We start from the raw sequence: 21,207 nt of genomic DNA, 5'->3' as shown, positions 1-21,207 counted from the left end.
ATTGTCCAGCGTTATCGTAGCAGTTCTTGTATTTGGACTGATCGTGCTGATTCATGAATTAGGGCACTTTTTATTTGCAAAATTAAACGGCATCGCCGTTGTGGAATTTTCCATTGGTATGGGACCGAGGCTGTTCCATGTCAAAAAAGGGGAGACGACGTACTCCTTAAAGCTGCTGCCGATCGGCGGCTCCTGTATGATGCTCGGAGAAGACGAGGAAAATCCGGCGGAAGGAGCATTTCAGAATGCAAGCATCCCGGGCAGGATGGCGGTTATCGCGGCCGGTCCGGTCTTTAACTTTATTCTTGCCTTTTTCCTGGCACTGATTCTCGTGGGAATGGGCGGATACAATATCACTCAGATCAAAGAAGTCACAGAGGGTTCTCCTGCTTACGAGGCGGGGCTTAAGCCGGGGGATGTGATTACCGGCGTAAACGATGAGAAGATGACGGTTTACGGCGATTATATCCTTTACCGCATGTTAAAACCGGATGAGAAGATGAGCCGGGTGTCCTATGAGAGAACCGATGCACAGACGGGCAGAAAAGAGCGCGGCACGGTTCTGGTGACACCGGAATTTAATGAAGAATACAACCAGTATATGATAGGTATTTCCGTAACTCCGGTAAATGTCCGGGCAGCTTCTTTCCTGGAGCTGGTAAAATACGGGGCCTATGAGGTGAAATATGATATTACCGTGACGATTAAGAGTCTCGGTATGCTTTTGACGGGAAAAGCCAGTGTCAATGACTTGAGCGGTCCGGTGGGAATCGTGGTTATGATCGATGATTCCGTGAAGGCAGGGCTGACAGTGAGCGTCATGGCGGCTATAATGAATGTTCTCAGCATGTGCATTCTTTTGAGCGCGAACCTGGGTATTATGAACCTGCTTCCGATTCCGGCGCTTGACGGAGGAAGACTGCTGTTCTTAATCATTGAGGCGGTCCGTGGCAAACGCATGGATCCGGAAAAAGAAGGCATGGTGAATCTGATTGGCATGATGGCACTCATGGCCCTGATGGTGTTCGTTGTATTTAACGATATCAGCCGCTTTACCTAAAGTGGACATGAAAAACAAGAAAAATACTGTGCGTATCCCGGAATTTTCCCAAAGAGATGGGAGGGGTTACCGGGAGTATGCAAATGGAGGAAAGTGCGATGACGGACAGAGAACAGACGAAGACGGTTTCTATCGGGAACCGGAAGATTGGGGGCGGGAATCCCATTCTGATCCAGTCCATGTGCAATACAAAGACAGAGGATGTGGCTGCCACGGTGGCTCAGATTTTGGCGCTGGAGGCTGCCGGCTGTGATATTATCCGTGTGGCGGTACCGACGATGGAAGCGGCAGAGGCTTTAAAGGAGATCAAGAGACAGATTCATATTCCGCTGGTGGCGGATATTCATTTCGATTACCGGCTGGCCGTGGCCTCCATTGAGAACGGCGCGGATAAGATCCGGATTAATCCCGGCAATATCGGGAGTGAGGACCGGGTCAGGGCCGTTGTGGATAAGGCGAAGGAATTCGGCGTCCCCATCCGGGTCGGTGTCAACAGCGGTTCCCTTGAGAAGGAATTACTGGAAAAGTATCACGGAGTGACGGCAGAGGGCATCGTGGAGAGCGCCCTCATGAAGGTGCGCATGATCGAGGAGATGGGATATGATAATCTGGTGATCAGCATCAAGTCCTCCGATGTGCTGATGTGCATAAAGGCTCATGAACTGATCGGTGAGCAGACCGCTTATCCACTTCATGTGGGGATTACCGAGGCGGGAACCGTGCGTTCGGGGACGATCAAGTCCTCCATCGGGCTGGGAATTATCCTGCATCAGGGCATTGGCGACACGATCCGTGTCTCCTTAACCGGAGATCCGGTGGAAGAGGTGACGACGGCGAAGCAGATATTAAAGACCCTGGGCTTACGAAAGGGCGGAGTGGAGGTTGTCTCCTGTCCGACCTGCGGACGGACCAGAATCGATCTTATTTCCCTGGCGAACCGGGTGGAAGACATGGTGACGGAATTTGATCATCTCGATGTCAAGGTAGCCGTTATGGGCTGCGTCGTCAACGGGCCAGGTGAGGCGAAGGAAGCGGATCTGGGCGTGGCCGGAGGTATCGGCGAGGGCCTTTTATTCCGCAAGGGAGAGATTATCCGTAAAGTACCTGAGGAGAACTTACTTGACGCTTTGAGAGAGGAGCTCTTAAAGCTGGATAAGAGGAGATAATGTTTGGCAGAAAGCAACAGGTGATGGAATGACAAAAGCATTTTTGGATGTATTTCCAAATCTGAATATGACAGACGAACTGCGGGAGCTTTTAAATCTGGTGGAAGTTGAGAAGGTCACTTCCACCAGGGATAGAAGCTCTATTCGCATTTATATCGTGAGCCCCAGACTGATTCATAAACAGAATATCTATGGGTTGGAGAAGGGCATTAAGGACCAGCTCTTCCCCTCTAAGCAGGTATCGATCAAGATTATCGAGAAGTTCCGCCTGTCTGACCAGTACACGCCGGAGAAGCTGCTGGATGTGTACCGGGACAGTATCCTGATGGAACTCAAAAACTACAGTATCATCGAATATAATATTTTCCGGAAGACAGAATATGAATTTCCGGAGCCGGATCTGCTTAAGATGACAGTGGAAGACACCATTGTCACCCATGAAAAGGAAGCCGAGTTAAAGCGCGTTCTGGAGAAGATTTTTTATGAGCGCTGCGGCCTCCCTGTTGAGGTGCGCTACGAGTACGTGGAGCCGAAGGAGAATGCGCTGGCGAAGCAGAAGGAGCTTCAGATGCAGCGCGAGGTGGAGGAGATCGTCAGCCGGACCTCCCTGGCCGCTGTCTTAAACGAGGAGCAGGTGCTGTCGAAAACTGGGACAGAGGACGGATACGGCGGTCCTTCCATGGCGGACGGTGCATCTCTGGAGGCACTGGCGGCCGGATATTCGGCGGAAGTTCCCTTCGACGAGGGCCCGGCCCGGCAGGGAGCGGTAGAAAGCGGGGCAGGCGCTCCGGTTCTGCGTATGGGCGGTAAGAAGGACGAGAATAAGAAGGACGAAAATAAAAAAGACAGGAACGGGGATTACGGAAAGAAGGACCAGAAGAAAGAATATAAGGATTATAAGAAAAACGGCGGTTATGGCGGCTACGGAGGAAAACGTTCAGATAATCCGGACGTGCTCTATGGCCGTGATTTCGATGGAGAGACGATGGAGATCGAAAAGATCGACGGGGAGATCGGAGAGGTAACCATCCGCGGAAAGATTCTCATGGTGGACAGCCGGGAACTGCGGAGCGGAAAGACGATTATGATCTTCGATGTCTCTGACTTTACGGATACGATTACCGTGAAGATGTTCGCAAGGGAGGAACAGCTGGATGATCTGAAGGCGGCCGTTGTGGCGGGAACGTTTATTAAGATTAAGGGTGTGACGACCATCGACAAGTTCGACGGCGAGCTGACTCTGGGCTCTGTGGTAGGCATCAAGAAGTCAGAGGACTTCACCGGAAAACGGGTGGACGGAAGCCTGGAGAAACGGGTCGAGCTTCACTGTCATACGAAGATGAGCGATATGGATGGCGTATCGGAGGTTAAGGATATTGTAAAGCGTGCAAAAAAGTGGGGGATGCCGGCCATCGCCGTCACAGACCACGGATGCGTGCAGTCCTTCCCGGATGCCAACCACGCCCTGGACAAGGGGGACACCTTCAAGATTCTCTATGGGGTGGAGGGGTATCTTGTCGACGACTTGAAGCTGCTGGTGGATAATCCGAAAGACCAGACATTTGCGGACTCCTTCGTGGTATTCGATATCGAGACCACAGGCTTCAGCCCGGAAAAGAACCGGATCATCGAGATCGGCGCCGTCAAGGTGGTGAATGGAGTCATTACGGACAAATTCAGCACCTTCGTAAATCCGGATGTACCGATTCCCTTCGAGATTGAGCAGCTGACCAGCATCAATGACAACATGGTGCTCCCATATCCGAAGATTGATGTGATTCTGCCGCAGTTTCTGGAATTCTGTCAGGGATCTGTTCTGGTGGCTCACAATGCCTCCTTCGACGTGAGCTTTATCAACCGCAACGCGGAGCTGCAGGGGCTTCCCTTTGAACCTACGGTTTTGGATACGGTGACTCTGGCGCGGTTCCTTCTGCCGAACCTAAACAGATTCAAGCTGGACACGGTCGCCAAGGCGCTGAATATCTCGCTGGCAAACCACCACCGCGCCGTGGATGACGCGGGATGTACGGCGGAGATCTTTGTCAGATTCGTCCAGATGCTGCGGGAGCGCGGCGTGGAGACGCTGATCGAGTTAAACAGCTTAAAGACGATGACTCCGGAGATGATCAAGAAGCTTCCGACCTATCACGTAATCATTATCGCAACCAACGATATCGGGCGTGTGAATCTCTATAAGCTGATCTCATGGTCCCACATCGACTACTATGCCCGAAGGCCCAGAATACCCAAGAGTCTGCTGAACCAGAACCGGGAGGGCTTAATCGTGGGATCGGCCTGTGAGGCGGGGGAACTGTATCAGGCCCTGCTTCGCGGCGGCTCCAACGCAGAGATCGCCAGGCTGGTTCGGTTCTATGATTATCTGGAGATCCAGCCTCTAGGAAACAACAGCTTCATGCTCCGTGATGAGAAGAGCAGCATAAATTCGGAGCAGGATTTAATCGACATCAACAAGAAAATTGTGCAACTGGGAGACCAGTTCGGAAAACCGGTCTGCGCCACCTGCGACGTTCACTTCCTGGATCCCGAGGACGAGGTATACCGCCGGATCATCATGGCGGGGCAGGGATTTAAGGACAGTGATGACCAGGCGCCGCTTTACCTGCGGACGACGGAGGAGATGCTGAAGGAATTCGAGTATCTGGGTCCAAACAAGGCGGAAGAGGTCGTCATAAAGAATACGCGGAAGATCGCGGACATGTGCGAGCGAATCTCGCCGGTGCGCCCCGATAAGTGTCCGCCGGTCATCGAAAACTCAGACGGGGATTTGAGGCAGATCTGTTATGACAGGGCCCACGTGATCTACGGTGACAACCTGCCGACGATCGTTACGGAGCGTCTGGAGAGGGAGTTAAACTCCATCATTTCCAACGGTTTCGCCGTTATGTACATCATTGCGCAGAAACTGGTGTGGAAGTCCAATGAGGACGGGTATCTCGTAGGTTCCCGTGGTTCGGTAGGATCGTCCTTTGTCGCGTACATGTCCGGTATCACGGAGGTTAACTCCTTAAGCCCCCATTATTACTGTACCAACTGCCATTATTACGATTTTGATTCGGAGGAAGTGAAGAAGTATTCCGGTATGGCCGGATGTGATATGCAGGATAAGGAGTGTCCGGTCTGCGGCCATCCGCTCACAAAGGATGGCTTCGACATCCCCTTTGAGACATTCCTGGGATTCAAGGGAGACAAGGAGCCTGATATTGACTTGAACTTCTCCGGTGAGTACCAGAGTAAGGCTCATGACTATACGGAGGTTATCTTCGGAAAAGGCCAGACCTTCCGCGCGGGAACCATTGGTACACTGGCGGATAAGACGGCTTACGGTTATGTGAAGAATTACTATGAGGAACACGGCGTACATAAACGAAACTGTGAAATCAACCGTATTGTCCAGGGATGCGTGGGGGTAAGAAGAACCACGGGACAGCATCCCGGCGGTATCATCGTGCTTCCTCACGGGGAGGAAATCTATTCCTTTACTCCAGTGCAGAGGCCGGCCAACGATATGACGACCATGACGGTCACTACCCATTTTGATTACCATTCCATCGATCATAACCTGCTGAAGCTCGATATACTCGGGCACGATGATCCGACCATGATCCGAATGCTTCAGGATTTAATCGGTTTTGACCCAGTTAAGGATATTCCGCTGGACAGCAGGGAGGTCATGTCCTTATTCCAGGATACATCGGCTCTGGGGATTACGCCGGATGATATCGGCGGATGTAAGCTGGGAGCGCTGGGCGTGCCGGAGTTCGGTACGGATTTCGCCATGCAGATGCTTATTGATACCCAGCCCAAGTATTTTTCCGACCTTGTGCGAATCGCCGGTCTGGCTCACGGTACCGACGTATGGCTGGGAAATGCCCAGACCTTGATTCAGGAGGGAAAGGCGACGATTCAGACCGCCATTTGTACCCGTGACGACATCATGATCTATCTCATTTCCATGGGGCTGGAGGAGGGACTCTCCTTTACCATCATGGAGAGTGTCCGAAAGGGAAAAGGCCTGAAGCCGGAGTGGGAAGAGGAGATGACCAGCCACGGCGTGCCGGACTGGTATATCTGGTCCTGTAAGAAGATCAAATACATGTTCCCGAAGGCCCATGCGGCCGCCTACGTTATGATGGCGTGGCGTATCGCTTACTGTAAGGTGTTTTATCCGCTGGCATATTATGCGGCGTTTTTCAGTATCCGCGCCAATGGCTTCTCCTATGAGCTGATGTGCCAGGGACGCGATAAGCTGGAATATTACCTGGCTGACTACAGGAAGCGGATGGATACGCTTTCAAAGAAGGAACAGGATACGCTCCGCGATATGAGAATCGTTCAGGAGATGTACGCGAGAGGCTATGACTTTACGCCGATCGATATCTATCAGGCGAAGGCCCGCCATTTCCAGATTATCGGAGGCAAGCTGATGCCTTCCTTAAGCAGTATTGACGGACTTGGTGAAAAAGCGGCTGATGCCGTGGTTGATGCCGTGAAGGACGGCAGGTTCTTATCAAAGGAAGATTTCCGGAACAGGACGAAGGTCAGTAAGACGGTGTGCGATCTGATGGGAGATTTGGGACTGCTGGGCGAACTGCCGGAGTCTAATCAGTTGTCACTGTTTGATTTTTAAATTTTGAATTCAGTTTAATTTGATTTGGCAATACAGCAAAAAGGCAGGTCCTGTGCAGACCTGCCTTTTTGCTGCCAATTATGAAGGGAGAAACCGCAGTGTCTTATTTTTCGTATCCAGCACAGCGCGGCAGCCAGCTGGCAGGATGGCGTGATTTTTTCCGTGGCCGAAATCATCGCAGTACGCGACCGGGATGCTGTGTTTCCGGCCGAAACGTTCCAGCCTGCCAAGCAGCAGCTGCGATAAGGTGTCTGAATAGTTGCCGAACAGCAGCCCTGATACCTGATTTATGAAGGAACTCTGCTCAATATGGGACAGATTACATGCTCACTGAGATCATCGGCGCGCTCCGTCTCGCTTGCCGCGTAGCCGTACGTATGCCGGTATAAGCGGCTCTCCGTTTTCACCCGAAAGCCTTTCGCTTCGATCCCGGAGATGATTTTCGCGTAGTCGTCCGGAGTGACGGTATGGCTGGGGAAAATAATGCCGATGGTATCTCCCGGATTCAATGGATTTGCCCACATAATCAATACCTGCTTTCTCATTTGTTTGTTTTTAACGCTTTTGCTGAAACAAGACTGTCTAATTCTACCATGAACCTGAGGTTTCTTCTAGAAGCGCTGCGGAACCTGCCTTTTTATTTCCGAAGATTTCCAGCAAGATTTTCCTTTATTGAGAAATAATATTGACAGATACCATTGACAGGGATAAGAAATCATACTATAATGAATATACCCTATAGGGGTATATGAGAAAGGATGATCTTATGAGAACTGAAGTTTACGATATTGAAGGCATGTCCTGTGCAGCCTGCAGCAGTGCGGTGGAACGGGTCACGAGAAAACTGGAAGGTGTGGAGTCGAGTGACGTGAATCTGACGACGAACAAGATGACCATCACCTACGACGAGACGAAAGTCACTCCGGAGATGATTATGGGGAAGGTAGAGAAGGCCGGATTCGGCGCCTGCCCTCTGGCGGAGGAGAAAGATGTAAAGGCCCAGGAGGAGGAAAACTGGGGAAAGCAGGAGCAGCAGCGCGACACGATGAAGAGACGGCTGATCGTGGCCATCTGTTTTGCGGTTCCGCTTCTGTACATTTCCATGGGCCATATGCTCCCGTTTGAACTTCCGCTTCCGCATTTCCTCCATATGGAAGCCAATCCTTTCAACTATGCGCTGGCACAGCTGATTCTTACGGTTCCAGTGCTTATTGCGGGAAGGAAGTTTTATCTGGTAGGTTTAAGGGCGCTGTTTAAGGGCAATCCGAACATGGATTCCCTGGTGGCGATCGGCACCGGCAGTGCGTTTATCTACAGCCTCTGTATGACGGTTACGATACCGGTGAATCCGATGAACGCCCATCACCTCTATTACGAGTCGGCGGCCGTGGTCGTCACTCTCGTCATGCTGGGCAAATACATGGAGAGCAGAAGCAAGGGCAAGACCTCCGAAGCGATCAGAAAGCTGATGGAGCTGGCTCCGGACACCGCGATTCTCTATGAGGATGGTACGGAACGGGAAGTGGAAACGGCCAGTGTGAGAGTGGGACAGCATGTCCTTATCAAGCCGGGCAGCAGGATACCCCTGGACGGTATCGTGTCGGGCGGCAGCAGCAGCGTGGATGAGTCCATGCTGACAGGAGAGAGCATCCCTGTGGAGAAGCAGGAGGGCGACACCCTGATCGGCGGCAGCATGAATTACAACGGGGCCATGGAGATGGAGGTTACCCATACAGGCGGGGATACCACGCTTTCCAAGATCATTAAGATGATCGAGGACGCACAGGGGAAAAAGGCGCCTATCTCCAAACTGGCAGACAAGGTTGCGGGATACTTCGTTCCGACGGTTATGGGAATCGCACTGGTTGCGGCGCTCCTCTGGTGGCTGTTTGGCGGCAAGGAGCTGTCTTTTGTCCTGACCATCTTTGTGGCGGTTCTGGTTATCGCCTGCCCGTGTGCGCTGGGACTGGCGACACCGACGGCGATCATGGTCGGAACCGGTCTGGGAGCCAGCCATGGAATCCTGATCAAGAGTGGTGAGGCGCTGGAGACCGCTCATAAGGTAGACACTGTCGTATTTGATAAGACGGGTACGATTACGGAAGGGAAGCCGAAGGTCACGGACATCGTGGTTCTGGATCAGACGGAGACCTCCGACGGTCTTCTTAAGCTGGCGGCTGGCTGTGAACAGATGTCGGAGCATCCGCTGGGGCAGGCCATCGTACTGAAGGCCAGAGAACATGGGCTGGAGCTTGCCATGCCGGAGAAATTTGAGAGCGTGACGGGAGCGGGAATCATCGCATCCATCGGAACGAGCCAGGTAGCCGTGGGTAATGAAAGACTGGTGGAGCAGATGAAGGTATCCATGGGCGATCCCGTGAGAGAGCAGGCCCACCAGATGGCGAACCAGGGAAAGACACCGATGTATCTGATGGTGGATGGCACGTTAAAGGGCATTATCTGTGTAGCCGATACCATTAAGGAGACCAGCGTGGAGGCTGTGGACCAGTTAAAGAGTCTGGGAATCACGGTGTGTATGCTGACGGGAGACAATCAGAAGACAGCGGACTACATCGGCAGGCAGGCCCATATCGACACCGTAATCGCAGAGGTTCTGCCGGAAGATAAGGCCAATGTGGTGGAGTCTTTGCAGAAGCAGGGAAAGACCGTCATGATGGTTGGAGACGGAATCAACGACGCTCCGGCGCTTGTATCCGCGGATGTGGGAACGGCCATCGGTTCAGGAAGCGACATCGCTTTGGAATCCGGCGATATCGTCCTCATGAAATCCGATCTGCGCGACGTCTATAAGGCGGTAAAATTAAGCCGTCTCACGATTCGGAACATCAAACAGAATTTATTCTGGGCATTTTTCTATAACAGTCTGGGTATCCCTGTGGCCGCTGGTGTGCTATACTTATTTGGAGGCCCGCTGTTAAATCCGATGTTTGCCGGATTTGCCATGTCACTCAGTTCGGTCTGCGTGGTGAGCAACGCGCTTCGCTTAAAGACAGTAAAGCTGTAGGGGCATAAGGAATGGAGGTATGATATGGAGGAACGCACATGTGACTGTGCGGTGAAGCACAAGCATCGTCAGGCCGCGGAGGAAAAGGACTTACTGAACCGCTTAAACCGGATCGAAGGCCAGATCCGCGGCATTAAGAGCATGGTGGAAGACGAGCGGTACTGTGTGGACATCTTAACACAGGTATCCGCGGTTCAGGCGGCACTTAACAGCTTCAATAAGGTGCTGCTGTCGAGCCATATCAAGAGCTGTGTCGTGGAACAGATTCAGGACGGCAATTTAGAAGCGGTCGATGAGCTGTGTATGACGATACAGAAGGTTATGAAGTGATTGAACAACCGCAATTTATGAAAAAGAAAAGGAGATAAAGACTATGAAGACTTATCGCTGTGATGAAATGATGTGTAACGGATGTGTATCAAGAATCAAAAAAGGGCTGGATCACGAGGGAATCGGCCACAAAGTGGATTTAGAGACCAAGACCGTAGTGATCGAGGAAGAGAAGGACTACGGAAAAGCAGTGGAAATTCTCGATGATCTGGGCTTTACGGCGGTGGAACAGCAGTAGAATTTTTCTTATATTTTATAAAATTAAAAAAATTCCAAAATATAGTTGACAATCCATCATTTTTATATTATACTACCAAAGGTATCGAGGCGTGGCTCAGTTTGGTAGAGCGCTGCGTTCGGGACGCAGAGGTCGCAAGTTCGAATCTTGTCGCCTCGACGATTTTTGGTTAACATTCGATACGTGGCCTATTGGTCAAGCGGTCAAGACGCCGCCCTCTCACGGCGGAAACCCGAGTTCGATTCTCGGATAGGTCATAAAAAAGCTTTCGGAAAATAAATCCGGAAGCTTTTTTCGTTATTATACAAAATTATGGGCGCGGGAGCCTGATGCAACACCTGTCCCAAAGTTTCATATCCTGTAGTATAAGCTTAAAAAGGAGTCAGCAGCGATATGAAGATATGTTTGGATGCGGGACATCAGGGCCGGTATAACCAGAGCCCGGCAGATCATCGGTATTACGAGTCTGTCATGGTATGGAAACTGCACCTTCTGCAGAAAAAGTATTTGGAAGAGTATGGAATCGAAGTGATCACCACGAGGCGCCGGGAGGATGAGGACAAGGGTCTTTTCGCCAGAGGCGCGGAGTCGAAAGGATGCGATTTGTTCCTGTCCGACCATTCCAACGCGGTGGGAACCGGTGTGAACAATCAGGTGGACTATCCAGCCGCCTACTGCGTCATTAACGGAAGCGCGGATGGGATCGGAATGGCTCTCGCGCAGTGTGTGGAAAAGGTGATGAAGACGAAGCAGCCTGCCAGAATTGAGCACAGAAGAGGACAGAACGGGGATTATTATGGCGTGCTCCGGGGCGCGGTCTCCGTAGGGACTCCAGGGCTTATCTTGGAGCACTCCTTTCATACCAATGCGCAGATAGCCGCATGGCTCTTAAAGGAATCGAATCTGGACCGTCTGGCCAGGGCGGAAGCCGACGCCATCGCCCTGTATTACGGGATCACTGTGCAGGAAAAGAAATCCGGATGGTTGGAGGAGGACGGCGGCTGGCGGTTCTATCTCGGAGATACGGGAAACTATGTGGCCGATGACTGGTACAAGGATGGCGATCATTGGTACTGGTTTGACGGCGCGGGCATGATGGTGCACGATACCTGGAAGACCGGCTCTGACGGGGTCTGGTATTATTTAAAGGACGACGGCGCCATGGCCAGAGACCAGTGGATCATCTGGAAGGGAGAGCTTTACCGGGCAAAGAAAGACGGCGCTATGTTCGAAGGGGAGCTGCATTTGAAAACCGATGAAAAAGGTGCTTTAAAAGAATAGAACGAACGGTAGGGGAAGCTGTGACAGCTTCCTTTACTTTCCATTTACAATCGAACATATATTCGATACAATAGTATTGAGGTGATGATTGATGGAACGCACCATATTTCATGTGGATGTGAATTCGGCGTTTCTTTCCTGGGAAGCGGTCTACCGGATGAAGCATTTGGGCGGCCGCCTGGATTTGAGGACGGTTTCCTCTGCTGTGGGAGGCGATGTGACGAGGCGTCACGGAATTATACTGGCAAAGTCCATTCTTGCCAGGGCATGCGGGATCAAGACGGGAGAGACTGTGTTTTCTGCTTTGAAAAAGTGCCCGGAGCTGGTATTGGTTCCGCCTAACTATAATCTCTATCAGAGATCCAGTGATGCACTGATCCGTCTCTTAAAGGAGTATACGCCGCTGGTGGAACAGTACAGCATCGACGAGGCTTATATGGATATGACGGAGAGCACGGCGCTGTTTGGACCGCCAGAGGCGGCTGCGGAGACGATAAGGGAGAGGATCTTACAGGAACTGGGTTTTACGGTGAACATCGGCGTGGCGCAGAATAAGCTTCTGGCAAAGATGGCCTCTGATTTTAAGAAGCCGAACCGGGTCCATACGCTGTGGAAGGAGCAGATTCCGGTGAAGATGTGGCCGCTTCCCGTGTCGGAGCTTTTCTTCATCGGGCGCGCGACCTACCGGAAACTCAAGGGGATCGGAATCACCACGATCGGGGAGCTGGCACAGAGCGATCCGGATATTTTAAGACGTCACCTGGGAAAACAGGGAGAGGTGATCTGGGGCTTTGCCAACGGCATCGACCTATCTGCAGTGGAGGCGGAGGCTCCGCCCAATAAAGGATACGGCAATTCCACCACAGTGGCTTTTGACGTCTGTGATGCGGAAACGGCAAAACTGGTCCTCTTGTCCCTGGCGGAAACACTGGGCGCCAGACTCAGGAAGGACGGTGTTAAAATCGGCGTGGTGGCGGTGGGAATCCGGGATTATCTGTTCGAATACCATTCTCATCAGATTTCGCTGGAAACGCCGACCAACATCACGAGGGAACTGTATGAGGCGGCATGCCGGGCCTTTGACGAGGCGTGGGATAAGACGCCGGTCCGCCATCTGGGCATCCATACAAGTCACGTCTCCTCAGAGGAATCGAGGCAGATTGGGCTCTTCGACCGCATGGATTACGAAAAGCTGGAGAGAATGGATAAGGCAGTCGATGAAATCCGGAGGCGGTTCGGCAACGATGCTGTAAAACGCGCAGCCTTTCTCCCGGAGCATCCGGAGGGAGCCGCCGTACATGATCACATGGGCGGCGGAATCGCAAGGGAGAAGCGCACGGTGGATTACAGCAGACAGGAAGTTTTTTAAAGGAGTGGTGACATGTCGGCGTTCGGAATAGGGACAAATGCGGAAAGAGCGGACAGCGGGCTTCTGGCTGGCAGACAGATCAAAATCGCGTGCAAGGCGTGGTTTACCAGTACCGGAGCAATCCAGCCCCTGTCCTTTAAGTTCGAAGGGGACGATGGGATGATGCAGACCGTAAACCATGTGGCAGTCCGTTTTGGAGAAGAAAAGTATTATTCCGGAATACCTTCCATGGAATACGCCTGCCGGGCGGTGATCGGCGGGCTGACCCAGGAGTTTAAACTGATTTTTTATCCGGAAGAGGGAAGATGGGTCATGGTGCTTCCGGAATAGACGGAGCACCGGGAAAGTGCGATTGAGGCACATACGAGTAAAGATGGTAAAAGGAGGAATGAAAGAATGAGCATTACATTTGACAGGAGTCTGGTAACGGGGAATGAGTTGATCGACACGCAGCACAGAGAACTGATCAGCCGGGTGAATAAACTGGCGGAGGAGTGCGTTCCGGGAACGGAAAAGAGAACCGCGGTGGGAACGCTTGATTTTTTGCTGGATTATACGGATTACCATTTTTCAGAGGAGGAAGGGCTCCAGAAAAAGAGCGGGTATCCGAAGCTTTTGGCCCACCACCGGGAGCATGAGAAGTTTAAGCGGGCCGTAGAGGAACTGCGGATTATGCTGGAGGAAGAGGAAGGACCGAGTGAGGCGTTCGTGGAGGCTGTGAGAAAGAACGTGGAGGAGTGGCTTCAGAAGCATATTATGACCTGGGATAAAGAGGTGGCGGGATACGCGGAAAAAGAAACAGACGGTCTGTAAAGACCGCCTATTTCTTTTCCTTCAGCTCCCTGCGAATCCGGGGTTCAATCCCCCTGCGTTTCATCTCAGCCAGAATCGTCTGAAATTCATTGTCCGGTGCTGGTGGTACGGGATCGTCGCTTTCAGCGGCGCGGTCGAATAAATCTGCCAGTTCCTTTTCTCCTTTTTTATGCATTTCAATTCACCCCCATAAGGTAACTATACAACTTTATGGGAGAGGTGAAGCTGGAAAAATATGGAAGCTACCGCACGTGAAAACTGCTTTCCCGTTCCGTCGGAATCTGCTTTACCACACAGTCCGTAATATCGATAAAACTGTTTTGCTCCAGCCTTCGGAAAAGCTGGTTCATGTCTGCTTCATCACCCTGAAGCTCCATCTCGACACGGCCGTCATCCAGGTTCTGAACCCAGCCGGTCAGACCAAGATTCTGGGCGAGATAATAGGTCCTGTAGCGGAAGCCGACGCCCTGGACCCGGCCGCTTACCAGAATGTGTTTTCTGACGGGTTCTTTTTCCTTCATCTGATCACCTTTTATAATGCCAGTCATTTGGGGACGTTTCTACTGTTATTCATTATAACTTTTCACCCTAATTTTTGCAACTAATACATCAATTGTAACAGTTCTCGCTATTTACAATTTTTTCAAAAAAAGGGTTGATTTTTTCCCCCTTTGCTGATATACTATCTAAGGTCCGACAGTTAAGTCTGACAAACAAAGCTGCTTCCGTAGCGCAGTTGGTAGCGCAACGCATTCGTAATGCGTGGGTCGCCGGTTCAAGTCCGGCCGGGAGCTGGCTGAAAACCCCTGATTTTATCAGGGGTTTTTCTTTTTGCCAAAAAAATACTAACTCTGTTTTTAACACAAATCCTACTGTTTTCCTACTATTGGCAAATTCCTACTTTTTATAAGCTAAAAAATACAGCCGCCGGCAGAAGCCAATGGCTGTATTTTTACTTAAATTACTTGTTCGTTTTGGTTTTGAGGAGAGGGCCGAAGTACATTCTCCATAATATTTGCAGCCTCCTTATTCTTACTCCGGAAGAAGTAAGAATAGATATTCAATGTCGTTGTAGGATCCGCGTGGCCCAGAACACCAGCGACAGACTGAACATCCAGTCCGTTTGAAATAAGGATAGAGGCAGCAGTATGCCGCAGATCATGAAGGGTAACTGTCTCAGGCAGCAGGTCTTCTTCGGACTTAGCGACGTTATCATTGTAGATACGGATCAATCGCTTGAATTCATGCCTGGGGCTTCCTAAATTCATTTGCTGTCCGTTCCATTGAGTAAACACAAAATTCTTTTTGAATTTAGATCCTTTGTATCCAACCCATTGATCCCCGAGCTGTAGCGACTCCTTTTTCTGTTCCTTCAGTAACTCGGCAGCAGCCTCCATTACAAAGAGAGGGACGACAGGACAGCGGGAGGCATGGGTTTTGGTATCCTTGTGATATACTTTTCCTTCTACACATACGGTCGAGATTTCTGTATTCACCTCACCAGTCTCAAAATCCAGGTCTTCCCAGGTCAGAGAAATAACCTCACCGCGACGTTCTCCGGTAAAGAGTGATAACATGAAGAAGACACGCCATTTAATCGGAAGCTTCCATTTCTGAGTATATTCTTTAACCATATACTTACTTCCATCTTTTCTCTTACATTCATGTGCCTTATGCTTTATCTCAATTTCGTTCTCTAAGGCCCACAGAAACCATTTTGTCTGGTCAATGGTAAAATAATCGACTGTGTACTCTTTGGAGGCTTTTTGACGCCCTCTGCGCTTTCCAGAGTATATCAGAGGATTAATGCTGAGCAGCCCTTCATAAACGGCATAGGAAAGCAGAGAACTGATTACTGCCTTATCTTTGTTGATTGAACCTTCAGAGAGTCCACCGGATTTTCCATCCAGCCGGATCCCGTCTTTACGGAGCTGGCTGGAATACTCCTTAATGGTATGACCGTTGATGTTCGTAATCTTCTCACGGCCCAGAATGGGAATAATACGCATCTGAAGCCTTCTTGTATAATCATAGTACGTGGTTCGCTCTACTTCTGGCGGCTTCACATCCTCCAAAAAGAGTACAGACAATTTTTCAAGAGTTATATTGTCTGCTTTTACGTTATATCCGTTTTTTACTTTCTCTTCCAGCCGGATCGCAAACTTTTCAACCTCTTTTTTAGTTCGCTCCTCATTCCAGGTATCTTTCGGTGTAAATGTGCGGCTTACCGTTATTTTTCTACCTGAAGAATCATAACCGTTACTGATTGTTATTTCATAGTTGTTTCCTTTTTTTCGTATCGATGGCATGATCACACCTCCCTACAGAATATTGGTAAATAATTCCATTTATTTTACAGCTTATCTTGTATTACACTAATATGATGAGCAAACGGGTGAAAATACTAATCAATGAAGTTAAAGCAAAACATGGGGACCCTAAATATGAATGGCTATCAGCCAGTACTGGAATTTCTATGACCTCATTATGGCGGATAGAGAATGGAATGAAGGAACCCACTTTAAGTGAATTGTTATTAATTGCAGAGGCACTAGGGGTAGAATATACAGAACTATTCACGATAGTTGACATTTAATTATATACTTTTATAGTACGCATTTCTATATATACAGACAATATTTTTCATATATGAAAAATATTGTTGAAATTGAACAAAAAAATTCCGTGTGGTGTTATAATTGTTACAAGATGAGTTCGTGATCAAAAAAATTAAAGCATTTGTAACTACGGACCCTCGTGGTCAGAAAGAGAGGATATTTTATGAGTATTGATTATTACATAACTATAATTGCAGAGCAGTTAAGAGAGATTAATGATGAGACTTTACTCAAAACTATAATTTCATTTCTGGATAAACAACTTATGCGGCGTTCTTGATTTATAAGGAGAGAATGAGCGATATTTTATAGCTCATTCTCTTCTTCGATCAAAAGGTCCATATACTTTAGTAACCGTCTAATAGAAATTTCGTTTTTCAACAAAGAGTATTTATTTGCAACTAATTGAAAACTTTTGTCGTTATATAATAAATCTAAACTGGTTGCCATTGTTTCTATATCCTCTTGCTCTTCCCAACCCATGAGGTAAGAAGGAGAAACATTAAAGATACTTGCAATTTTCGCTATCTTATCGCGCTTCATGTTTGCAATTATTCCATTTTCCCATTTCCTAACGGTACTTTTTCCTACGCCTATCTTATCTCCAAGTTCTTCTAAAGTCATTCCGTTTTCAATTCGTAATTTTTTGATTATTTCTCCTGTATCTGACATGTCTATACCTCCTATTGGCTATAGTCTAACATAAAAGTGTCTTATTTGCAACAAAAATAATAATTAAGTGTCCTAAAAGACAAAAATATGCTTGACATAATTTCTAAGCTGGTTTATACTGAGAGTGTCATAAAAGACACTAAATAAATGGAGGTGAGAAAAAATGAATAAATATAAACTGGAAGAAGAAATGAAAAAGCAAGGCATAAGTAAGGAAAAAATGTGTAGTGAATTAGGGATAAGTCGGTCAGCTTTTTACAGGAAGTGTAAGGGGAAAACTCAGTTTACTCTTGAAGAAATCCAAGCGATTGTAAAGTTATTAAAATTAGATTCTCCAGTGGATATTTTTTTTGCAGACAAAGTGTCTTAGAAGACACTTTGCTAAAGTGATGCGAAAGATATCTTAATTCATTTTTAGAAAGGGAAACATGGAAATAAAGATGTTTTTTAGAGAGTCACCTTTCAGAAATCTAAGTGAGTTGATCTGGAAGGTGGGAGTTTTATAATTTTAAATCCCTGACAATATAAGATTTGTCAGGGACGAGATATCAAAATTTTATTTAGATAAGATATTGTTTAGTGCAGTAATAATCGTAGAGGTATAGGACGCATTACACATTATTGTATCAAGTGTGAATGAACCATTTTGTTTTTTTAAGCTTATTTCCATTGCGCATGTTCCAGCGACATTATGGAATTTGATGGAAATCATATCATATTTGATATTATCTTGTACTAAGGCGAGCGTAGTCATTGAGTTTAATAAGTCACTATAAATTTTTGCAATGCCTTCTTCAGTAATTGGGTAAACATTACCTGCACTACATTGAAGGAGGGATACGTTATCAGAAAAACAAGTACTATTAGATCCAAAAGAGGTTGTAATCCATGCATTAGCATAAGAATCGTCCATTTGATTGAGTACACGCTCTTTTTTTTCATCAAGTAGTTCATTGGATATGTTTGATAATGATTCGTATTCATCTGCAAGTGACTCTTTTTCAGCGGATAATAACTGCACCTCGGACATTAATTCATTGTTCTGAGATGCAAGGGACTCATATTCTTCCTGAGAAACTCCTTTAGAACAAGCAGAAATGGTAAAAACAAGTATACAAGAGACTAAAATTAAAGATTTTTTCATTTATATTTTCTCCTTCATTTGTATTGGTTATACCCATGAAATATAAGTACATTATAAGGGATTTGGGAGAAAATGACAACGAAAAAGTTTTAAGGGAAAAGGATGGAAAAACACAATGATTAGGGAGACAGCTTTTATGATGGCTGATTTGGAACCGTAATCATCGGTGTCAACAAATATTTTTTGAAAGATCGGAGAAATCATGAAACAGAAATACACACCTTTTACGGTGGAAGATGCTGAGAAAATTGCAAAAAAGGGAGAGACAGTTGTTGGGAAAGGAATGGTAAAAACAGAGGGATTCGACAAAACAGTGGCATTCATGATGTCACTGATGGGACAGCTTTATGAAGTGGCACAAACGCATGAGAGATTCCGCATGGAGCTGTTTTACGATGCGGAAGCCCTCAATACAAATTATTGTTTTTTTGCACCTATTGATAAAGGCGAGTCAGACGGCAGGAAGCAGGAATATCCAGCACACTGACATTAACTTTTTCATCAATTAAAAAGTCGATAAAGTCCTGGCCGGGGATCATAAAGGATCCGTTAAAAGAACGCTTATCGATTCGGTCAATCAAATTGGACTTTTCACCGTCAGATAGAGATGAAATATCTATACGATACTTAAGCAGGGACATTGATTTTGCCTCCTTTCTTATGTACTCGGCCCGGCATGGCCTGTACTTAAATTATAGGAGACATGGCAGAAAAAGACAATAGAAAATAGGACAGGAGGTAAAAAAGTGGAAGGAAACTCTGTACCGAGAATGCGAACGATCCAGCAATGTGCGGATTACTTTAAGAATAACGATCCCCAGACTCAGATCACATACTGGAAGATCAGAGGATTAGTTCTTGATGGAGAAGTACCCTATGTTTCATCAGGAAAAACAGGAAGAACAAAGTACATAAATCTGGATCTGCTAATAAATTATCTAAATAACGAAAGCACTCAGTCTCAGCCGAGACTTATAAAACCACTTCGATTAAACCGGGGGTGAGACGGCTGAAACCGCCTTAAATATCAGAATAAGAGAGAAACAATATGCGGAGGAAAGAAAAGTGCATAAAAGAAGGACGTTGGGAGATCTGCCGGAAGTGCGGATTGCGATGGAATGTATCGTTACAGGCAGAGAAGACGAAACGTTATACATGCCCGTGGTGCGCGTTAGGAGAAGACGGAAAAATAAAAGGAAAACTGAAAGAACGGGGAGGATTTACGGATTTTTACAGGTGACACTGTCCGTGCTTATGTCATTAGCAGTTTATATGTTCCTGGCTCCACTGGCCTACCTGGAAAGAGGATACGTGGCGTATGGAGGAGAGTGTATCGTGGCCTTTATTACCGGTATTGCGTTATTCAAATTGCTAAAAGGAGTGATTAGGAAATGAGACACAGATACAACTGCCATCGGTGCGGCTGCCTGTTAGACCCGGCAGAGATGCCATACTGTGACGAATGCATCGAAGAAATGGAGAAGGAAGCCGAGCAGAGAAAGCTCTTCCACATGTCGGTTGAGGATCAGATGGAAGTAAAGCGGATTCTGGCTGGGACCGCGTGAAAATATGACAGGTACGTTGACAATAAAAGAGCGCATATAGTTATTCCCTTAACTATATGCGCTTGTCCATTAGGACAGCCTGTTTGCACAGACCCAACATCAATTTAATTATAATCTGTGCAAACTGGAAAGTCAAGGAAATAAGCGGATTTGACCGCATTTCTCACTTGTTAAAAGGACTAACTTTACAGTATGGGAGACAGTAATGTACAGATATAAATTAATAGAGTATAAGGCAGGAGCAACCATAGAAGTTATAAAGTGCATCCCTAAGTCAGAACGTAAGGGATACAGTGGGGTAAGAGGTAAAAAGGTTAAGAAAACCAAAGAAGAGATGCAGGAAGCGAATATGAGGCAGGCAGCGCGTAAGCTTGCGATAAAAATAAATGCGAACTTTAAACCGGGTGACTGGCATTTGATACTGACTTATAAGGATCCCAAACCGGATCGCAAGCAAGCTCAAAAAAACATAGGTGATTTTCTTTCCAAACTGAGAAAAGAATACAGGAAAATAGGATTTGAGCTGAAATACATACAAGTCACAGAATACCTTCATAAAAGAATCCACCATCATCTTATCATCAACCATGTGAAGAGTAACAAAAAGACAACTCTGGAGATTACAAGAGAATTGTGGAAAGATCATGGCCGCAGGCAGTTTGTACCGCTATATGAAGAAGGAGAATATAAACGTCTGGCAGAGTACATGATTAAAGAAACCGAAAAGACATTCAGGGATGAGGGGAATCCGAGTAAACAGCATTATTCCTGTAGCCGTAACCTAATCATGCCGAAACCGGAACGAAGGCTGGTTCCGGTTAAAAAAGGGTGGGATGTAAATCCAAAACCCCGTAAGGGATATTACATAGAGAAAGACAGTCTCTACAACGGGTTTGATAAGCTGGGATATCCGTATCAGCGTTACACAATGGTTAAGCTTAATCCGGTAGATGCGGACTGGGAGCCGTGTGGTGTATTTCCATTTGATCAAGGACAGGGGAGAGATTATGACCAAAGGATATGTTAAGGCAGTGATTTGTAAATATGATGTTAAGCGTTTAAAAGATTCGATTAAAGTAGGGGACAAGCTGATCTATAGAACGATATTCAAGGATATCTTAGACGAACGAGTATCCATATCGGTGATGGAACAGGTAAAAGTAGTTAAGAAGTTTGATAATTTGGTACAGGTGAAATATACAAAACGATCAGACACATGGCCTTTAAAAACAATGAAATATGAAGAGATATTATTCCAGAGAAAGGGCCTGGACTGGA

The 21,207-nt window shown here is 47.6% G+C and carries 24 protein-coding genes and 3 tRNA genes; 20 read left to right on the top strand and 7 right to left on the bottom strand.

Annotation, left to right across the window (positions count from 1 at the left end; genetic code table 11):
* Position 1 precedes the first annotated feature (1 nt).
* The 3 genes from rseP (at position 2) to H8S75_RS28980 (ending at position 6,874) form a co-directional block, all read left to right on the top strand.
* Positions 2–1,060, top strand: a complete 1,059-nt coding sequence (gene rseP / locus H8S75_RS28990; protein ID WP_025530370.1) for an RIP metalloprotease RseP — start codon at positions 2–4, stop codon at positions 1,058–1,060.
* A gap of 83 nt (positions 1,061–1,143) precedes the next feature.
* Positions 1,144–2,226: a flavodoxin-dependent (E)-4-hydroxy-3-methylbut-2-enyl-diphosphate synthase gene (ispG, locus tag H8S75_RS28985; RefSeq protein WP_187024490.1), complete on the top strand. Its 1,083-nt coding sequence runs from the start codon at positions 1,144–1,146 to the stop codon at positions 2,224–2,226.
* Positions 2,227–2,254: 28 nt separating this feature from the next.
* On the top strand, positions 2,255–6,874 hold the full coding sequence (locus tag H8S75_RS28980) for a PolC-type DNA polymerase III (protein ID WP_187024489.1): 4,620 nt from the start codon (positions 2,255–2,257) through the stop codon (positions 6,872–6,874).
* 78 nt (positions 6,875–6,952) lie between these two features.
* Here the strand turns inward: H8S75_RS28980 and H8S75_RS33670 are convergent, their stop codons facing one another.
* Positions 6,953–7,144, bottom strand: a complete 192-nt coding sequence (locus H8S75_RS33670; protein ID WP_243270513.1) for a hypothetical protein — start codon at positions 7,142–7,144, stop codon at positions 6,953–6,955.
* A 17-nt stretch (positions 7,145–7,161) separates the two neighbouring features.
* The gene (locus H8S75_RS32880) at positions 7,162–7,398 is read right to left on the bottom strand and encodes a hypothetical protein (protein WP_243270509.1); all 237 of its coding nucleotides are present in this window, start codon (positions 7,396–7,398) and stop codon (positions 7,162–7,164) included.
* A 242-nt stretch (positions 7,399–7,640) separates the two neighbouring features.
* Here H8S75_RS32880 and H8S75_RS28970 point away from each other — a divergent pair, with 242 nt between their 5' ends.
* The 9 genes from H8S75_RS28970 to H8S75_RS28930 all read left to right on the top strand — a co-directional run bounded on the left by H8S75_RS28970 (position 7,641) and on the right by H8S75_RS28930 (position 13,930).
* Complete coding sequence (locus tag H8S75_RS28970; RefSeq protein WP_187024488.1) at positions 7,641–9,899, top strand: heavy metal translocating P-type ATPase; 2,259 nt, start codon at positions 7,641–7,643, stop codon at positions 9,897–9,899.
* 24 nt (positions 9,900–9,923) lie between these two features.
* On the top strand, positions 9,924–10,229 hold the full coding sequence (locus H8S75_RS28965) for a metal-sensing transcriptional repressor (RefSeq protein ID WP_055652616.1): 306 nt from the start codon (positions 9,924–9,926) through the stop codon (positions 10,227–10,229).
* Positions 10,230–10,272: 43 nt separating this feature from the next.
* Positions 10,273–10,467 carry a heavy-metal-associated domain-containing protein gene (locus H8S75_RS28960; protein ID WP_187024487.1) on the top strand — a complete coding sequence of 65 codons (195 nt, stop codon included), beginning with the start codon at positions 10,273–10,275 and terminating at the stop codon, positions 10,465–10,467.
* Positions 10,468–10,552: 85 nt separating this feature from the next.
* Positions 10,553–10,626 (top strand) — tRNA-Pro (locus H8S75_RS28955).
* Positions 10,627–10,652: 26 nt separating this feature from the next.
* A tRNA-Glu gene (locus H8S75_RS28950) sits at positions 10,653–10,724 on the top strand.
* A gap of 136 nt (positions 10,725–10,860) precedes the next feature.
* Positions 10,861–11,748, top strand: coding sequence for an N-acetylmuramoyl-L-alanine amidase family protein (locus H8S75_RS28945; protein ID WP_187024486.1), 888 nt, complete (start codon positions 10,861–10,863; stop codon positions 11,746–11,748).
* Between the two features lie 91 nt (positions 11,749–11,839).
* Entirely contained in the window at positions 11,840–13,117 is a 1,278-nt protein-coding gene (locus H8S75_RS28940) for a Y-family DNA polymerase (RefSeq protein WP_187024485.1), read from the top strand.
* A 12-nt stretch (positions 13,118–13,129) separates the two neighbouring features.
* The gene (locus H8S75_RS28935) at positions 13,130–13,447 is read left to right on the top strand and encodes a hypothetical protein (RefSeq protein WP_002604289.1); all 318 of its coding nucleotides are present in this window, start codon (positions 13,130–13,132) and stop codon (positions 13,445–13,447) included.
* Positions 13,448–13,513: 66 nt separating this feature from the next.
* Positions 13,514–13,930, top strand: a complete 417-nt coding sequence (locus tag H8S75_RS28930) for a bacteriohemerythrin (RefSeq protein WP_187024484.1) — start codon at positions 13,514–13,516, stop codon at positions 13,928–13,930.
* 7 nt (positions 13,931–13,937) lie between these two features.
* Here H8S75_RS28930 and H8S75_RS28925 read toward each other — a convergent pair whose 3' ends face one another.
* Together H8S75_RS28925 and H8S75_RS28920 are read right to left on the bottom strand one after the other, a co-directional pair.
* Entirely contained in the window at positions 13,938–14,105 is a 168-nt protein-coding gene (locus H8S75_RS28925) for a hypothetical protein (RefSeq protein ID WP_187024483.1), read from the bottom strand.
* 67 nt (positions 14,106–14,172) lie between these two features.
* Positions 14,173–14,451, bottom strand: coding sequence for an acylphosphatase (locus tag H8S75_RS28920; protein ID WP_002604286.1), 279 nt, complete (start codon positions 14,449–14,451; stop codon positions 14,173–14,175).
* 200 nt (positions 14,452–14,651) lie between these two features.
* On the opposite strand from H8S75_RS28920, the gene H8S75_RS28915 reads away from it, so the two are divergent.
* A tRNA-Thr gene (locus tag H8S75_RS28915) sits at positions 14,652–14,724 on the top strand.
* A 162-nt stretch (positions 14,725–14,886) separates the two neighbouring features.
* On the opposite strand, the gene H8S75_RS28910 is transcribed toward H8S75_RS28915, so the two are convergent.
* The gene (locus tag H8S75_RS28910) at positions 14,887–16,239 is read right to left on the bottom strand and encodes a site-specific integrase (RefSeq protein ID WP_187024482.1); all 1,353 of its coding nucleotides are present in this window, start codon (positions 16,237–16,239) and stop codon (positions 14,887–14,889) included.
* A gap of 71 nt (positions 16,240–16,310) precedes the next feature.
* On the opposite strand from H8S75_RS28910, the gene H8S75_RS33665 reads away from it, so the two are divergent.
* The gene (locus H8S75_RS33665) at positions 16,311–16,526 is read left to right on the top strand and encodes a helix-turn-helix domain-containing protein (protein ID WP_432764210.1); all 216 of its coding nucleotides are present in this window, start codon (positions 16,311–16,313) and stop codon (positions 16,524–16,526) included.
* 328 nt (positions 16,527–16,854) lie between these two features.
* Here H8S75_RS33665 and H8S75_RS28900 read toward each other — a convergent pair whose 3' ends face one another.
* Positions 16,855–17,220 (bottom strand): helix-turn-helix domain-containing protein, encoded by a 366-nt coding sequence (locus H8S75_RS28900; RefSeq protein ID WP_187024480.1) that lies wholly within the window; start codon positions 17,218–17,220, stop codon positions 16,855–16,857.
* Positions 17,221–17,383: 163 nt separating this feature from the next.
* Here H8S75_RS28900 and H8S75_RS28895 point away from each other — a divergent pair, with 163 nt between their 5' ends.
* Positions 17,384–17,590, top strand: coding sequence for a helix-turn-helix domain-containing protein (locus tag H8S75_RS28895; RefSeq protein WP_187024479.1), 207 nt, complete (start codon positions 17,384–17,386; stop codon positions 17,588–17,590).
* A 186-nt stretch (positions 17,591–17,776) separates the two neighbouring features.
* On the opposite strand, the gene H8S75_RS28890 is transcribed toward H8S75_RS28895, so the two are convergent.
* Positions 17,777–18,364: a hypothetical protein gene (locus tag H8S75_RS28890; RefSeq protein ID WP_187024478.1), complete on the bottom strand. Its 588-nt coding sequence runs from the start codon at positions 18,362–18,364 to the stop codon at positions 17,777–17,779.
* 202 nt (positions 18,365–18,566) lie between these two features.
* Between H8S75_RS28890 and H8S75_RS28885 the strand changes: the two genes are divergently transcribed.
* From H8S75_RS28885 to H8S75_RS28865, 5 genes are all read left to right on the top strand, one after another.
* Entirely contained in the window at positions 18,567–18,851 is a 285-nt protein-coding gene (locus tag H8S75_RS28885) for a hypothetical protein (protein WP_187024477.1), read from the top strand.
* Positions 18,852–19,477: 626 nt separating this feature from the next.
* Positions 19,478–19,759 carry a hypothetical protein gene (locus tag H8S75_RS28880; protein WP_187024476.1) on the top strand — a complete coding sequence of 94 codons (282 nt, stop codon included), beginning with the start codon at positions 19,478–19,480 and terminating at the stop codon, positions 19,757–19,759.
* Positions 19,756–19,929, top strand: a complete 174-nt coding sequence (locus H8S75_RS28875) for a hypothetical protein (protein ID WP_187024475.1) — start codon at positions 19,756–19,758, stop codon at positions 19,927–19,929. Before H8S75_RS28880 ends, H8S75_RS28875 begins: the two co-directional genes overlap by 4 nt.
* Positions 19,930–20,134: 205 nt before the next feature.
* Positions 20,135–20,956 (top strand): rolling circle replication-associated protein, encoded by an 822-nt coding sequence (locus tag H8S75_RS28870; RefSeq protein WP_187024474.1) that lies wholly within the window; start codon positions 20,135–20,137, stop codon positions 20,954–20,956.
* On the top strand, positions 20,937–21,207 hold a 271-nt coding region (locus H8S75_RS28865), incomplete at its 3' end, for a hypothetical protein (RefSeq protein WP_187024473.1). The genes H8S75_RS28870 and H8S75_RS28865, both read left to right, overlap by 20 nt.

The sequence above is a fragment of the Hungatella hominis genome (genome assembly GCF_014288005.1).
In the GTDB taxonomy this organism is placed as follows: Bacteria; Bacillota; Clostridia; order Lachnospirales; family Lachnospiraceae; genus Hungatella; species Hungatella effluvii.
This window is presented reverse-complemented; position numbering and strand designations above follow the sequence as displayed.